Origin of the sequence: Enterobacter sp. R4-368 (genome assembly GCF_000410515.1) — a bacterium.
GTDB lineage: Bacteria > Pseudomonadota > Gammaproteobacteria > Enterobacterales > Enterobacteriaceae > Kosakonia.
The window spans coordinates 2,687,263-2,702,346 of sequence record NC_021500.1 but is presented as its reverse complement, the minus strand read 5'-3'; the positions used below and the strand labels follow the sequence as shown (position 1 = coordinate 2,702,346).

Here is a 15,084-nt window from a genome sequence, read left to right as displayed (position 1 = left end):
ATGAAATACGTCGGCTTACGTATTGATGTCGATACCTTTCGCGGCACGCGTGACGGCGTTCCGCGCCTGCTGGAGCTATTGAAAAAACACAATATCCAGGCGAGCTTTTTCTTTAGCGTCGGGCCGGACAACATGGGGCGCCACATCTGGCGCCTGCTTAAGCCGAAATTTCTGTGGAAGATGCTGCGCTCGCGCGCGGCATCGCTCTACGGCTGGGATATTTTACTGGCGGGCACCGCGTGGCCCGGCAGACTTATCGGTGAAGGCAACGCGGACGTTATCCGCAAAACCGCGCAGGCGCACGAAGTGGGGCTGCATGCGTGGGATCACCATGGCTGGCAGCGCTGGAGTGGTGTGTGGGATCAGGCCCATCTCGAAGCGGAAATTGAGCGCGGATTACTGGCGCTGGAGCTGATAATTGGCCGGTCTGTGAGCTGTTCCGCCGTGGCGGGTTGGCGCGCCGATCAGCGAGTGGTGAAAGCCAAATCGAATTTTAATTTCCGCTATAACAGCGACTGTCGTGGCACGCAGCCGTTTCGCCCGCTCATCGCCGAGAATACCTATGCAGCTCCGCAAATCCCGGTCACGCTACCCACCTGGGATGAGGCCGTTGGCATTTCGGTGGCGGCGGAGCACTACAACCGCTTCATTCTTGACGCGATGAAGCAGGATAGCGGCACGCCGGTTTATACCATCCACGCCGAGGTGGAAGGCATTATCGGCGCGGAAGGTTTCGATGAACTGCTGAGCATGGCGGCGCGCGAAGGCATCGCTTTTTGCCCGTTAAGCCAGCTGTTGCCGGAATCGTTAGAGACGCTACCAGCAGGCAAAGTGGTACGCGGAGAAGTGGCTGGCCGGGAAGGCTGGCTGGGTTGCCAACAACTGTTGAGTCCTGGGTTATGAAATCCATTCACTATGGTCTGGCGCTGGTTGCGCTGATCGCCCTCTACTATGTTGTTCCCCTGGAATATCGTCTGCTCTGGCAGCCGGATGAGACCCGCTATGCGGAGATCAGCCGTGAAATGCTCACCAGCGGCGACTGGATTGTGCCGCATTTCCTTGGCCTGCGTTATTTTGAAAAACCCATCGCCGGTTACTGGATCAATAGCATTGCGCAGTGGCTGTTTGGCCATAATAACGTCTCCGTGCGCCTTGGCTCCGTTTTCTCCATCATCGTATCGGCGCTGCTCGTGGGCGCGCTGGCGTGGAAAATGTGGCGCGACAAACGCACTGCCGTGCTCTCGGCAGTGATCTTCCTGACCGCGTTTCTGGTGTATGGCATTGGCACTTATGCGGTGCTCGACCCGATGATCACGCTGTGGATGACGCTGGCGATGCTCAGCTTCTGGCTGGCTGCGCAGGCGAACACGTTACGCAGTAAGTTTGGCGGCTATGTCCTGCTTGGCGTGGCGTGCGGCATGGGCGTGATGACCAAAGGTTTTCTTGCGCTGGCAGTGCCGGTGATTGGCGTGCTGCCGTGGGTGATTGTGCACAAACGCTGGAAAGAGGTTCTGCTCTGGGGCTGGCTGGCCGTGATCTGCTGCGTGCTGACGGTGCTGCCATGGGGGCTGGCGATTGCCTCGCGCGAGCCTGATTTCTGGCGCTACTTCTTCTGGGTGGAACATATCCAACGTTTTGCGCAGCAGGACGCACAACACAAAGCGCCGTTCTGGTATTACATACCGTTCCTGATTTTAGGTTCGTTGCCGTGGCTGGCGCTGCTGCCCGGTGCGCTGAAAACGGGCTGGCTGGCGCGTAAAGAGGGCGTGCGGGAAGCGTTTTATCTGCTGGGCTGGGTGGTGATGCCGCTGCTGTTTTTCAGCATCGCTAAAGGGAAGCTGCCGACTTACATTCTGCCCTGTTTCGCGCCGCTGGCGATACTGATGGCGCGTTATGCCATGCAGATGGCGCAAACCAACGGGCGCGCGCTGCGTGTCAATGCGTGGAGCAATATCGGTTTTGGCCTGGTTGGCGTGATTGCCGCGCTGGTGGTGTCGCCTTTGGGCTTCCTGAAACATCCGGTATGGACGCAAATTGAGGTCTACAAAGCGGCGCTGGCGGCGTTTGCTTTTCTGGCGTGGGCGCTGGTTGGGCTGTTTACCTTGCGAGCCAGCGCAGAGCGTTGGTCATATGCGGCGCTGTGCCCGCTGGCGATTGCGCTGCTGGTGGGGATCGTTATCCCGGATAAGGTGATGGATTCCAAGCAGCCGCAATTTTTGATCAACTTTGTTAACGAGCCGCTGACGCCGAGCCGCTATGTGCTGGCCGATAACGTCGGGGTTGCCGCAGGTCTGGCCTGGGAGCTGAAACGCTCAGACATCATGCTGTTTGGCACGCGCGGTGAGTTAACGTACGGTATGTCGTACCCTGATGGCGAAGGGCGGTTTGTACGCGAAGACGATTTCACCGACTGGCTGTCACAACATCGTCAGGAAGGGGTTATTTCACTGGTGCTGCACCAGTCGAAAAAGGATGACTTTACCCGCATGCCGATACCGAAACCGGACAACGTTTATGTACAGGGGCGTATGGTCTTTATTCAGTACTTTCCGCAATGATGAGTAAGCCGCAATGACCAGCTGGCTCTGGCTCGCGCTGGCAAGCCTGCTCAGTTGCGCAGGCCAACTGTGCCAGAAGCAGGCGACACGCCCGGTGCCGATGGATAAGCGTAACAAGCATCTTGGCCTGTGGCTGGGGCTCGCACTGATGGCACTCGGCGCGGGCATGGCGCTGTGGCTGCTGGTTTTGCAGCGCATTCCTGTTGGCGTGGCATACCCGATGTTGAGCCTTAATTTTGTCTGGGTGACGCTGGCGGCGCGTTTTCTCTGGCGTGAGCCGGTAAGCGTTCGCCATGCGTTCGGCGTGGCGCTGATTATCACTGGCATTGTGTTGCTGGGGAGCTCGCTATGAAGGGGCTGCATTGGGCGTTACTCAGTGTGTTGCTGGTAAGCGGCGCACAACTGATGTTGCGCTATGCCATGGTGTCGCTGCCACCGGTGACATTTTCCTGGTCTTTTGTCTCGGCGTTGCTGCAACCGCAAAAAGGGACGCTGGCGCTGATGTTTGGGCTGTTTGGGTATCTGGCATCAATGGGCTGCTGGTACTTTGCTCTGCACCGTTTGCCGCTCAGTAAGGCTTATGCTTTGCTGAGCCTGAGCTACATCCTGGTGTGGGCGGCGGCCATCTGGCTTCCCGGATGGCACGAACCGTTTTCCCTGCGCGGAGCGTTGGGTGTGCTGGTGATTGTGGCGGGCGTACTGGTTATCTTTTTGCCCGACCGCCCCAAAAAATAACGATTACCCGGGCAGGCGGCTTTTCGGTCTGCCTGGTCCCAGTAAAATCGCCAGCTTGCTGCCGCCGGTGGTGGTTTCCATCCAGATTTTACACACGCTGGTTAGCGGTACTGACAACAGCATTCCCACCGGGCCAAGCAGCCATCCCCAAATCAATAACGATAAAAACACCACCAGCGTCGACATCCCGAGGCGGTGGCCCATCATGCGGGGTTCCAGGATGTTGCCAAGCAACATATGCACCACAAGGAACAGGCCGCCCACCAGCAAACATTCGTACGTGCCGTTAAACAGCAGCGCCTGGATCATTGGCGGGATAGCGGAGATCACCGAGCCGATATTGGGTACGTAATTGAGCAGGAACGCCAGCACCCCCCACATCAGCGCAAATTGCACATCCAGAAATACCAGCCCGACCCAGACAATCAGGCCTGTCCACACGCTCAACAGTGTTTTCAGTGCCAGGTAGTGGGAAACGCCTTTCAGCGCGCGGTGCAGTCCGGCGATATGAATTTGCGGGTTATGCAGCGCAAAGCGCAGCTTATAAGGTACGTGGCGCACTTCAAACAGCATAAACACCACGGTCATCACCAGCAGGACAATGCTGGCCATCGCGTTCGAGAGCTGAGTCGCCATGGTGGTGGCAAAGCCCATCACTCGCTCCGAGTCCATCCGCTGCAGCATACGTTCTGGTGACATGTGCAAGCGAAGAAACGGCATCGCATCCTGCAACTGCATAAATTTCTTAGTGAATTCGCGGTTGTACTTTGGCAGCAGCGTCATAAAGTCGTTGACCGACGCGGCAAGCACGCCGAACAGCGCGGTGAGAAAAACCAGCATCACCAGCACCACAATACCGATCGCCACCGGGCGCGAAATGCCGCGCCGGAGAAACCAGGTAACCAGCGGATTGAGAACAATCGCGAAAAACAGTGCCAGAAGAAGCTGCACAATAATGTCGGCCGCAGCATGAATGCCGGCCAAAATGATCACCAGCGAAGCCAGCTTTAACAGAATATGTAAACCCGCCCGATCGGGTTGAGGATGTGTCATGGTTAATTCCTTTTGTCATCGGCCCGTTAAGTGTAGTGCCCCGCCACACCTTCGCCCGCCAGAGATATTCTTAAAGTGAATGCTGCTTTCTGTTTCATCACGTGGTAATAGTGAAACACTGTTGTGAAAAGCTGAGTAAAACTCCATGCCTGAAAACGCCGCCGAACCGGCGCTAAGCGGATTGCGCCTCAATCTGCGGATTTTGTCCGTCGTTATGTTTAACTTCGCCAGTTACCTCACTATTGGCCTGCCGCTGGCGGTGCTCCCTGGCTATGTTCATGATGTGATGGGCTATAGCGCGTTTTGGGCCGGTCTGGTGATCAGCCTGCAATACTTCGCAACGCTACTGAGCCGACCGCATGCCGGACGCTATGCCGACCTGCTGGGGCCAAAAAAAGTGGTGATCTTTGGTTTATGCGGCGCGTTTCTGAGCGGCCTGAGCTATTTGCTGGCGGGTGTTGACGGCAGTGTTGGTGTGTTAGGCCTGATATTGCTTTGTCTGGGGCGCGTCATTTTAGGCATTGGTCAGAGTTTCGCCGGAACCGGCGCGACGCTCTGGGGCGTGGGTGTGGTCGGGTCGATACATATCGGGCGGGTGATTTCGTGGAATGGTATTGCCACCTATGGCGCGATGGCCATCGGCGCACCGCTCGGAGTGGTCTGTTATCAGTACGGCGGGCTGCATGGACTCTCGCTGACCATTATGGGCGTGGCGCTGCTGGCAATATTACTGGCGCTGCCGCGTGCGGCGGTGAAAGCCAGCAAAGGCAAGCCGCTGCCGTTTCGCGCCGTGCTGGGACGCGTCTGGCTGTACGGGGTGGCGCTGGCGCTGGGTACAACCGGTTTTGGCGTCATCGCCACCTTTATTACCCTCTATTACGATGCGAAAGGCTGGGAAGATGCGGCGTTTGCCCTCACTCTTTTTAGCTGTGCCTTTGTTGGCGCGCGTCTGCTGTTTCCGAATGGGATTAATCGCTTCGGCGGTTTAAATGTGGCGATGCTCTGTTTTGTGGTCGAAACTCTTGGGCTGGTGCTGGTTGGCCTGGCGGTGGATCCGTGGATGGCTAAACTCGGTGTGTTCCTTGCCGGGGCCGGTTTCTCGCTGGTTTTTCCGGCGCTGGGCGTCGTGGCAGTCAACGCGGTTCCGCAGCATAACCAGGGCTCAGCACTGGCGACATACACCGTGTTTATGGATTTATCGCTGGGGATAACCGGGCCGCTGGCGGGGTTACTGATGGCGCAGGCGGGTGTCTCGGCTATCTATTTCGCCGCCGCAGGACTGGTGGCAATAGCCTTACTGCTGGCCTGGCGGCTGCGGCATAAGCCGGTGGCGGTTGCCGGGTAGAAAAAAGGGAACCGTCAGGTTCCCTTTTTCATGTTCAGAGCGGCTTATTTCACTACGATGGTGTTAATAATGTTTTCCGCCGTGGTTTGCGCCTGCTGCTGGTTATCCGCCGGCAGCGTCACCTGGATGGTCAGCAGTTTGTCATCAACTTTACCCAGCACCACTGAAGACCATGCCGTCTGGCCTTTCGCGGAGATAATGCTGTCGAGCTGTTGCAGTTTCTGGCCTTTCAGTTCGATGGATTTGTTGGTGACCACCTGCAACTGCGGGTCGCGGCTACGCTGCTGCTCTTCCAGTCGTTTTGTCAGCGCGCTTAACTCTTCTGTCGTGTTGTCGCCGACAATTACAATTACCGCTTTCTGACCGGTGGCATCGGAATACACATGCATATTATTGGACTGCGTGCCCAGTTTACCGCTCTGATCGGTCATATCCGCAGGCAGCGAGAAGCTGAGTTTGCCGTCGAGCAGGGTTACCGGTTGACCGTTGGCGTTGCTTTCGGCGGCAGCACCATGAACAGGTTTTTTGCTGTCGCTGTTATCACAGGCAGCCAGCCCAACAACCAGCAGGCCGATACCGACATATTTCACCAGATTGCGCATTGACTTCTTCCTTTCAATAAACAGCCATAACGGCTCATCGGCGCATCTTATCACATCTGATAAGCCGTACCTTTAACTCGCCTGCAACGCGCTAATTTCAGATTTGTCTGCCAGTCTTTTCAGCAACATATTCAACAACACACCATACATCGGCAGGAAGAACGCGATGCTGATAAGCACTTTGAAGCTGTAATCCACCAGCGCGATTTCCGTCCAGTGCTGCGCCATAAACGCATCCGGGCTGCGCCAGAAAGCGATAAAGAAAAAGGCGATGGTGTCGCTGGCGTTACCAAAAACCGTCGACGCGGTTGGCGCGAGCCACCAATGGCGGCTCTGGCGCAGGCGGTTAAAGACATGCACATCGAGAATTTGCCCCAGCGCGTAAGCCATAAAGCTGGCGGTGGCGATACGGGCGACAAACAAATTGAAATGCGCCAGCGCGCCGAAACCCTGCCAGCTGCCCATGTAGAACAGCGAGGAGATAACGTAAGAGGCAAGCAGCGCGGGCACCATCACCGCGAAGATAATTCGCCGGGCTAACGGCGCGCCGAAAATGCGCACGGTTAAATCTGTCGCCAGGAAGATAAACGGGAAGCTAAATGCGCCCCAGGTGGTATGGAAACCAAAGATAGAAACCGGCAACTGCACCAGATAGTTACTGGAGATGATCACCAGCAGGTGAAAAAGCGAAAGCCAGACCAGCGCCTTCATGCGCTGTGCGTTTGAAAAGTGCGTCATATTGTGACCTTTTTGGTAAATGGGGTGAGGGAACCCAGTACTTTTTATGCTCTGACGAGCAGAGCCGCCGCATGATACTGCAAACGCAGTGGGATGCAATGGTTAATTTTAGCGCAATCGTTAACCTCGCTTGCGTCACAAAAAAGGCGGCGTAAACTAATGCGGTTTTTTCCCTTGCGAGATGAAGATGACCGATCCGTTTTCCACCGCCGACCATACGCTGGATGCTCAGGGCTTACGCTGCCCGGAGCCGGTGATGATGGTGCGCAAAACCGTGCGCAATATGCAAATCGGCGAAACATTGCTGATTATCGCCGACGATCCGGCAACCACCCGCGATATTCCCGGCTTTTGCCGTTTTATGGAACACGAGCTGGTCGCCGGGCAAACCGAGTCTTTGCCGTACCGCTATGTAGTGCGTAAAAACCACTAATCTTTTGTGCGCAACAGGCGCAGCGCGTTGGCGGTTACTAGCACTGTGGCGCCTGTATCGGCAAGCACCGCCAGCCACAGACCGGTCACGCCGAGCAGCGTTGTCACCAGAAAAATCGCTTTTAAGCCGAGCGCCATGGCGATGTTCTGACGAATATTGCTGTGCGTGGCGCGCGCCAGGCGGATCATCTGCCCCAGGCCAGTCAGCCGGTTATGCGTGAGCGCGGCGTCGGCGGTTTCCAGCGCGACATCCGTTCCGCTCCCCATCGAGATACCGATGGTTGCAGCTTTCATCGCGGGCGCATCGTTAATGCCATCGCCAACCATCGCCAGCGGCGCTTGCTGGTTGAGCTTGTGTACCGCATCGACTTTATCTTCCGGCAGCAAGCCAGCGCGGAAATCCAGCCCCAACTGACCAGCAATGGCCGCAGCGGCGCGCGGGTTGTCGCCGGTGAGGATCACGCCCTGTACACCGAGCGCATGCAGGGCGGCAACGGCTTCTCTGGCGTCATCGCGCAGCGTATCTTGCAAGCCGATCGTACCGATAACCTCGCCGCCGCGCTGTACCACCACCACGGTTTGCCCATGGCTTTCCTGCTGCACAATCTGCGCCAGTACGGTGTCATGAAGCGCACCTTGCGGCAATTTGTCCGGCGCGCTGATCAGCACCTGCTGCCCGTTAATCGTCGCCTCGATGCCTTTGCCCGCCAGCGCGCGCTGCCCCAGAGCCTCCGGAATCGCCAGCGCACGTCGCTGCGCTTCCTGCACAATGGCCAGCGCCAGCGGGTGGGTGGAACCCTGTTCAACCGCGGCGCTCAGCGCCAGTAATTCGGCCTCTTCAGTACCGGAAAACGGCGTGATACTGGCGACTTTTGGTTTGCCGATGGTCAGCGTGCCGGTTTTATCAAACGCCACCTGACGAATGCTGCCGAGCTGCTCCAGTGCCGCACCGCCTTTAATCAGCGCACCGCGACGTGCCGCCGCCGCAAGGCCCGAGGTGATCGCCGCTGGTGTGGAGATCACCAGCGCGCACGGACAGCCAATCAGCAGCAGCGCCAGCCCTTTGTAGATCCACGCAAGCCAGGGCTGCGCAAACAAAAGCGGTGGAACGATGGCGACCAGCAGTGCCACGGCCATGATAGCCGGGGTGTAAATACGGCTGAAACGGTCGATAAAACGCTCAATCGGCGCGCGGCGCTCTTCTGCTTCTTCAATCAGTTTCAGAATGCGGTCAATCGCGCTTTCACCCGGTTTAGAAACCACTTCAAGCTGCACCAGACGGTCAACGCTGGTGGCACCTGCCGGAACGCTTTCACCTTCTGCGCGCTCGACCGGCACCGATTCGCCCGTTAACGCGCTTTCGTCAAAGCTGGCAAACGGCGAGACCAGCCGACCATCCGCAGGCAAACGCCCGCCCGCCGGGACTTCAATCACATCACCCGGTTGCAGATCGCTTGCCGCGACACGCTGGCGCTCACCGTTGCGCAGACGTGTTGCGGTATCCGGTTTTAACGCCATTAACGCGCTGACACCGCGCCGCGCACGGCTGGCGGCCCAGCCTTCAAGCCGCTCGCCAATCAAAAACAGCAGCAACACCATCGCCGCTTCCGCCGTCGCGCCAATAAACAGCGCGCCGATGGCCGCCACGCTCATTAACGTTTCGATGGCGAACCAACTGCCGCTTTTCATTAAGCGCAGCGCCTGGCGGGCAATCGGCCACAGCCCGACCAGCGTGGTGGCGATAAACGCCATCTGGCCGAAAGGATGGTTGACCTGTTCCAGCCCCCAACTGAGCGCCATCATTGCAATTAAAAGGAGAAGCGGCAGGTTTTCGCGCAGCCGTGAAGTTTCTGGCGCCGGTGCGTTTTCGCTGCGCAGTTGATATCCGGCCTGTTGTACGGCGCGTTCTACGCGCTCACGCACATCATCTTGCGCAACGACGATAAGTTTTTCGGTGGCAAAGGCGACCTGAACCTGGCCGACGCCTTCGATCTGGCGCACCGCGTTTTCCACTTTGCGGGCGCAGGCGGCGCAATCCATACCGTCAACCTGCCAGCTATAACGTTCGCCTTCGGCGGTCATTTCTGGCGTTTCGCGTTCTTCGCAGTGGCCGTCGGTGCAGCAGGATGTCGTTTTTTCTTCTATCGGCCGCAGCTTAACCGCCGCGAATTGCGGCGCTTTTTTCAATTCAGGCGATGAGGTGGGGGCAGGCATGGCATCCTCCGGTGAATGATAATTTTCTCATTAACCGGAGTATGCACTCTGGAGTCGACTCCAGAGTCAAGCCTTTTAAATATACAGCGAGCGAACAATCAAAAAGTGCCCGGCAAAATAGCAGGCGGAAGCGATAGCGTTATCGGCGCTAAAGCGTTTGCGATAGTGGCTGCCAAGCCAGACCACGTTACTGAGCAGCAGTAGCGATGCGCCAACGAAAGCCGATAGTGCCGGGCTGGTCGGGCGGAAAAACCACAGCTCGCCTGCCAGCCACACCATCACCAGCGTCATGGCGATAAAGGTACAGACCGCCATGCGCAGTTCTTCGAGGCGCGACCAGATCACCGCTACCAGCAGCGCGCCGATAATCAACAGCACCACCGGCAGCGGCCAGAAGAACGAAAGCGTCATCTGGCTGGCGAAATAGATGGTATAGAGCAAATGCGCGAGGAAAAACGCGCCGATGGCATAGAGCAGCTTTTGCCGCGGCAACAGCGTGAGCGCATCACCGATCAGCGAGGCACACAGACCCGCCAGCACCAGGTAGCTAATGGCATCGAACATGGGCGCTTGCCAGGCCAGTAACAGCAGGAGTAAGAGCGTAACGGGTTTGAAAACCCAGCGCTGCCAGACCGGGCCACGATACGAAGCGTCGACATATAGCCAGGCGGAAAGGCAGACAGCAATAAATGACCACAGCATAATTAAGTCCCTGTATCTGTTATTGTTGCGTAAATCTCTCTTACTCAGTGTAGTGGCGGGAAAAGGAGGATGACAACGCTATTTCCGCCGCGATAAGCTCAATTCCGCTTTTTCCGACAGGTATTCGCCATGAGTAAACCACCGCTTTTTTTCGTTATCGCCATTGGATTGATTGTGGTTTTTGCCTCTTTCCGCTTTGTACAGCAACGGCGCGAAAAAGCCGAAAACGATAGTGCGCCGCAGCAGCAAAAAAGTGTGGTGGTGAGCAACAAACGGGAAAAACCGCTTAACCCGCGCCGTTCTCGCCAGCAACAGGTTACGCCCGCAGGAACCGCCATACGTTATGAAGTGAGTTTTAAACCGCAAGCCGGCGGGGCGGAGATGCGTTTTCGTCTGGATGAGCAGCAATATAATGCGCTGACGGTGGGCGACAGAGGCGTGCTGCGGTACCAGGGCTCGCGCTTTGTGGACTTTACGCCGGAAGCAGCCCGGTAAGCAGAATGCTACCGGGCGATGGGACTACTTCTTCTCTTTTAATTTCTTCTGCCAGATAAGCAGCTCAAACACGCCGAAGAGAAAAACACGAATTTGCTCCGCTTTGCTCATTTGCGGGCCGTCTTTCGGCAGCGCCGTTTTCAGCATGGTGGCTTGCAGCGCATGCATAAAGACGGTGAAGACAAGCGCGACGTTGACGAAAATGTTCAGCGGACGCGGAAAGGGCTTAATCAGGTTCAGAATCAGAAATGCCCAGATGCAGAGCATCAACAGACGCCCGAGGTTAATCAACAGCGGCATGCTTCTCTCCTTGTGCTTCGCGGTGGTACAAACGATACGCTACCTGCCCGGCGACTTTTTCCCGATGCAGTTGCCAGTGAGCGGGTACGGGCGGTATTCCATTTTCGACTTCGCTTTCGATATAAATCAGCGCGTCGTCGGCGAGCCAGCCGTTGTTTTCCAGCAGGCGCACGGTCTCTTCCAGCATCCCTTTACGAAACGGTGGATCGATAAACGCAATATTGTGCGGCGTGCCGGGATTGGCTAAAAACGTCAGCGTGTTGGTGTTGACTACTTTCGCGTTGGCGGCTTTCAACGTGGCCAGGTTTTGCTGCAACTGCTGGGCGACACTGCGCTCCATTTCCAGCAGGGTTGCGCTGGCGGCATAGCGCGAGAGCGCTTCCAGCCCCAGCGCACCACTGCCGGCGAAGCAATCGAGACAGTGGGCGTCTACCATTGACGGTGCCAGCCAGTTGAATAAAGTTTCACGCACGCGATCGGTGGTCGGGCGCAGGCCGGGGCTATCCGGAACCGGTAATTTACGGCCCCGCCACTGGCCGCCAATAATGCGGATCTGGCCGGTGGCGGCGCGGGTAGGTTTCTTCATGGTTATCGCTTTGCTCATCATTTCGACCTGCTATTCTAGCGGTCTGTCGAATGACGTTAAACCCTAATCCTCAGGCCGTGATGCAAGTTGAGGAAAGTGGTAGACTATCCGACTAATTAACAAATGTTTTCAGTCCCGGCCGTGCAGACGGGCTGCGCCATGAAACAATAGCGAGGAGTGTGGTCGCCAATGGCAAATGAGAAGAAACGTGGCTTTTTTTCCTGGCTTGGCCTTGGGCAGAAAGAGAAGGCTGAAGAGGCGCAAACCGAACAGCAACCGGTAGCTGAGCAGCCGGTTGAAGAAACCCCGGTTGCCGGGCCTGCTGCCGACAGCGAAAAATTCGCCGAAGAGGTTGTTGAGGTTAGCGAGCAACTGGTACACGAAGAGGCGCCGGCGGAAGCTGAGAGAGACGAAAGCCCGGCGGTTATCGAACATGAAGAACTGCCGCTGCCGGAAGAGGTGGCTGAGCAGGAGATCGGTGCTGAAGAGTGGCAGGCGGAAGCTGAACCGCTGGAAGAAGACGATGTTCCGCTAAGCGATGAAGAGCTGGACGCGCAAGCGCTGGCCGCTGAAGCGGCGGAAGAAGCGGTGGTTGTCGTGCCGGTTGAAGAATCCGTGCAGGAGCAGGAAAAACCGACCAAAGAAGGGTTCTTCGCGCGCCTGAAACGCAGCCTGCTTAAAACCAAAGAAAACCTCGGTTCCGGATTTATCAGTCTGTTCCGCGGGAAAAAGATCGACGATGATCTGTTCGAAGAGCTGGAAGAGCAGTTGCTGATTGCCGATGTCGGGGTGGAAACCACGCGCAAAATCATCACCAATTTGACGGAAGGCGCGAGCCGCAAGCAGTTGCGCGATGCGGAAGCACTTTACGGGTTGCTGAAAGATGAGATGAGCGAGATCCTCGCCAAAGTGGATGAGCCGCTTAACATCGAAGGCAAAACCCCGTTTGTGATTTTGATGGTTGGTGTCAACGGTGTAGGTAAAACGACCACCATCGGTAAGCTGGCGCGCCAGTTTGAGCAGCAGGGTAAATCGGTGATGCTGGCGGCGGGGGATACTTTCCGTGCCGCCGCAGTTGAGCAGCTTCAGGTGTGGGGCCAGCGCAACGATATCCCGGTGATTGCCCAGCATACCGGTGCGGATTCCGCTTCGGTGATTTTCGATGCTATCCAGGCGGCGAAAGCGCGCCATATCGATGTGCTGATTGCCGATACTGCAGGCCGCTTGCAGAACAAAGCGCACCTGATGGAAGAGTTGAAGAAAATTGTCCGCGTGATGAAGAAGCTGGACGAAGACGCGCCGCATGAAGTGATGCTGACGATTGATGCCAGCACCGGGCAAAATGCTATTAGCCAGGCCAAACTGTTCCACGAGGCTGTCGGTTTAACCGGTATTACGCTGACCAAACTTGATGGCACCGCCAAGGGCGGCGTTATTTTCTCGGTGGCGGATCAGTTTGGCATTCCTATCCGCTACATCGGCGTCGGCGAACGTATTGAAGATTTACGTCCGTTTAATGCGGGCGATTTTATAGAGGCACTTTTTGCCCGAGAGGATTAACAATGATTCGCTTTGAACACGTCAGCAAAGCCTATCTCGGTGGGAGACAAGCGCTGCAGGGGGTGACATTTCACCTGCAGCAGGGCGAGATGGCCTTTCTGACCGGGCATTCCGGTGCGGGGAAAAGCACCCTGCTGAAGCTGATTTGTGGGATTGAGCGGCCAAGCGCCGGGAAAATCCTCTTTGGTGGTCACGATATTACCCGTTTGAAAAACCGGGAAGTGCCGTTTTTGCGTCGTCAAATCGGGATGATTTTCCAGGATCACCACCTGCTGATGGACAGAACCGTGTTCGATAACGTGGCGATCCCGCTGATTATCGCGGGTGCCAGCGGCGATGATATTCGCCGTCGCGTCTCGGCGGCGCTGGATAAAGTCGGGCTGCTCGACAAAGCGAAAAGCTTCCCGATCCAACTCTCCGGCGGTGAACAACAGCGCGTGGGTATTGCCCGCGCGGTGGTGAATAAACCCGCCGTGCTGCTGGCGGATGAACCGACTGGTAACCTGGATGAAGCGCTGTCTGAAGGGATTTTACGTCTGTTTGAAGAATTTAACCGCGTAGGGGTAACAGTGCTGATGGCAACGCACGATATCGGGCTGATTTCCCGTCGTTCGTACCGCATGCTGAGCCTGAGCGACGGTCATTTGCATGGAGGCCTGGCGGGTGAATAAGCGCGATGCACTAAACCACATTCGGCAGTTTGGCAGCAAATTAGACCGTTTTCGTAAATCGTCCACGTCCTCCAGCGAGGGCAACCGTAATGCGCCGCGTCGCGGCAAAGCGCCAGTTAAAGCGCCTTCGCGTAAGAGTAACGTCTTTAACGAGCAGGTACGCTACGCATGGCACGGTGCGTTGCAGGATCTGAAAAGCAAACCGCTGGCGACGTTCCTGACGGTGATGGTCATTGCCATCTCTCTGACACTGCCCAGCGTCTGTTACATGGTCTACAAAAACGTTAATCAGGCTGCGTCGCAGTACTATCCGTCGCCGCAGATCACCGTCTATTTCGATAAAGCGCTGGATGACAACGCGGCGCAGCAGGTGGTGGGACAACTCCAGTCCGAGCAGGGCGTGGAAAAGGTCAATTACCTGTCACGCGAAGATGCGCTGGGCGAGTTCCGTAACTGGTCCGGGTTTGGTGGCGCGCTGGATATGCTAGAGGAGAACCCGCTGCCCGCCGTGGCGGTAGTGGTACCGAAACTGGATTTTCAGAGTACGGATTCGCTGAACACGTTGCGTGACCGCATTTCCCGCATTCAGGGTATTGATGAAGTGCGCATGGATGACAGCTGGTTTGCACGGCTGGCGTCGCTGACTGGCCTGGTCGGGCGCGTGGCAGCCATGATTGGTGTACTGATGGTTGCGGCCGTGTTCCTGGTGATCGGCAATAGCGTGCGGCTGAGCATTTTCGCCCGCCGCGATACCATCAACGTGCAGAAACTGATTGGTGCGACGGACGGTTTTATCCTGCGCCCGTTCTTGTATGGCGGCGCGTTGCTCGGTTTCTCCGGCGCGTTTTTATCGCTGATCCTGTCGGAAATCCTGGTGATGCGCTTGTCGTCAGCGGTCACGGAAGTGGCGAAAGTGTTCGGCACGCAGTTTGAGCTGAGTGGGCTGTCGTTTGACGAGTGCTTGCTGCTGTTGCTGGTGTGTTCGATGATTGGCTGGGTTGCCGCCTGGCTGGCAACGGTTCAACATTTACGTCACTTTACTCCGGACTAAAGAATCTCTGGTATACTCCTTCCCTGCACGTGAAGTATTCCC

General features: G+C 56.7%; 17 protein-coding genes. 10 read left to right on the top strand and 7 right to left on the bottom strand.

What is annotated here, in order from left to right:
- The 4 genes from arnD to arnF are packed head-to-tail and all read left to right on the top strand — an operon-like array spanning position 1 to position 3,293.
- Positions 1 to 903 (top strand): 4-deoxy-4-formamido-L-arabinose-phosphoundecaprenol deformylase, encoded by a 903-nt coding sequence (arnD, locus tag H650_RS12770; protein WP_020455609.1) that lies wholly within the window; start codon positions 1 to 3, stop codon positions 901 to 903.
- Entirely contained in the window at positions 900 to 2,558 is a 1,659-nt protein-coding gene (gene arnT, locus H650_RS12765) for a lipid IV(A) 4-amino-4-deoxy-L-arabinosyltransferase (protein WP_020455608.1), read from the top strand. The genes arnD and arnT overlap by 4 nt, the downstream gene beginning before the upstream one ends.
- Positions 2,559 to 2,571: 13 nt before the next feature.
- Positions 2,572 to 2,910 (top strand): 4-amino-4-deoxy-L-arabinose-phosphoundecaprenol flippase subunit ArnE, encoded by a 339-nt coding sequence (arnE, locus tag H650_RS12760; protein ID WP_020455607.1) that lies wholly within the window; start codon positions 2,572 to 2,574, stop codon positions 2,908 to 2,910.
- Positions 2,907 to 3,293 carry a 4-amino-4-deoxy-L-arabinose-phosphoundecaprenol flippase subunit ArnF gene (arnF, locus tag H650_RS12755; protein ID WP_020455606.1) on the top strand — a complete coding sequence of 129 codons (387 nt, stop codon included), beginning with the start codon at positions 2,907 to 2,909 and terminating at the stop codon, positions 3,291 to 3,293. The genes arnE and arnF overlap by 4 nt, the downstream gene beginning before the upstream one ends.
- Positions 3,294 to 3,296: 3 nt before the next feature.
- On the opposite strand, the gene H650_RS12750 is transcribed toward arnF, so the two are convergent.
- Positions 3,297 to 4,346, bottom strand: a complete 1,050-nt coding sequence (locus tag H650_RS12750) for an AI-2E family transporter (protein WP_020455605.1) — start codon at positions 4,344 to 4,346, stop codon at positions 3,297 to 3,299.
- A gap of 145 nt (positions 4,347 to 4,491) precedes the next feature.
- Between H650_RS12750 and H650_RS12745 the strand changes: the two genes are divergently transcribed.
- Positions 4,492 to 5,691: an MFS transporter gene (locus tag H650_RS12745; protein ID WP_020455604.1), complete on the top strand. Its 1,200-nt coding sequence runs from the start codon at positions 4,492 to 4,494 to the stop codon at positions 5,689 to 5,691.
- Between the two features lie 44 nt (positions 5,692 to 5,735).
- Here H650_RS12745 and H650_RS12740 read toward each other — a convergent pair whose 3' ends face one another.
- Positions 5,736 to 6,293, bottom strand: a complete 558-nt coding sequence (locus tag H650_RS12740) for a DcrB family lipoprotein (RefSeq protein ID WP_020455603.1) — start codon at positions 6,291 to 6,293, stop codon at positions 5,736 to 5,738.
- A 72-nt stretch (positions 6,294 to 6,365) separates the two neighbouring features.
- Entirely contained in the window at positions 6,366 to 7,031 is a 666-nt protein-coding gene (locus H650_RS12735) for a 7-cyano-7-deazaguanine/7-aminomethyl-7-deazaguanine transporter (protein ID WP_020455602.1), read from the bottom strand.
- Between the two features lie 187 nt (positions 7,032 to 7,218).
- Here H650_RS12735 and tusA point away from each other — a divergent pair, with 187 nt between their 5' ends.
- Positions 7,219 to 7,464, top strand: coding sequence for a sulfurtransferase TusA (gene tusA / locus H650_RS12730; RefSeq protein WP_025263810.1), 246 nt, complete (start codon positions 7,219 to 7,221; stop codon positions 7,462 to 7,464).
- Here the strand turns inward: tusA and zntA are convergent.
- Both zntA and H650_RS12720 read right to left on the bottom strand, forming a co-directional pair.
- Positions 7,461 to 9,677 carry a Zn(II)/Cd(II)/Pb(II) translocating P-type ATPase ZntA gene (gene zntA / locus H650_RS12725; RefSeq protein WP_020455601.1) on the bottom strand — a complete coding sequence of 739 codons (2,217 nt, stop codon included), beginning with the start codon at positions 9,675 to 9,677 and terminating at the stop codon, positions 7,461 to 7,463. The genes tusA and zntA overlap by 4 nt on opposite strands.
- 75 nt (positions 9,678 to 9,752) lie before the next feature.
- Entirely contained in the window at positions 9,753 to 10,379 is a 627-nt protein-coding gene (locus H650_RS12720; protein ID WP_020455600.1) for a lysoplasmalogenase, read from the bottom strand.
- A 129-nt stretch (positions 10,380 to 10,508) separates the two neighbouring features.
- Between H650_RS12720 and H650_RS12715 the strand changes: the two genes are divergently transcribed.
- Entirely contained in the window at positions 10,509 to 10,874 is a 366-nt protein-coding gene (locus H650_RS12715) for a DUF2500 domain-containing protein (RefSeq protein ID WP_020455599.1), read from the top strand.
- 24 nt (positions 10,875 to 10,898) lie between these two features.
- Here the strand turns inward: H650_RS12715 and H650_RS12710 are convergent, their stop codons facing one another.
- Entirely contained in the window at positions 10,899 to 11,168 is a 270-nt protein-coding gene (locus H650_RS12710) for a DUF1145 family protein (protein ID WP_025263811.1), read from the bottom strand.
- Positions 11,158 to 11,760, bottom strand: a complete 603-nt coding sequence (rsmD, locus tag H650_RS12705) for a 16S rRNA (guanine(966)-N(2))-methyltransferase (RefSeq protein ID WP_110093684.1) — start codon at positions 11,758 to 11,760, stop codon at positions 11,158 to 11,160. Before rsmD ends, H650_RS12710 begins: the two co-directional genes overlap by 11 nt.
- A 189-nt stretch (positions 11,761 to 11,949) precedes the next feature.
- On the opposite strand from rsmD, the gene ftsY reads away from it, so the two are divergent.
- Genes ftsY through ftsX form a run of 3 tightly spaced genes read left to right on the top strand, consistent with a single transcriptional unit; the run spans position 11,950 to position 15,042 of the window.
- Complete coding sequence (gene ftsY / locus H650_RS12700) at positions 11,950 to 13,320, top strand: signal recognition particle-docking protein FtsY (RefSeq protein WP_020455597.1); 1,371 nt, start codon at positions 11,950 to 11,952, stop codon at positions 13,318 to 13,320.
- Between the two features lie 2 nt (positions 13,321 to 13,322).
- The gene (ftsE, locus tag H650_RS12695) at positions 13,323 to 13,991 is read left to right on the top strand and encodes a cell division ATP-binding protein FtsE (protein WP_017459577.1); all 669 of its coding nucleotides are present in this window, start codon (positions 13,323 to 13,325) and stop codon (positions 13,989 to 13,991) included.
- Entirely contained in the window at positions 13,984 to 15,042 is a 1,059-nt protein-coding gene (gene ftsX / locus H650_RS12690; protein ID WP_020455596.1) for a permease-like cell division protein FtsX, read from the top strand. Before ftsE ends, ftsX begins: the two co-directional genes overlap by 8 nt.
- Positions 15,043 to 15,084 lie beyond the last annotated feature (42 nt).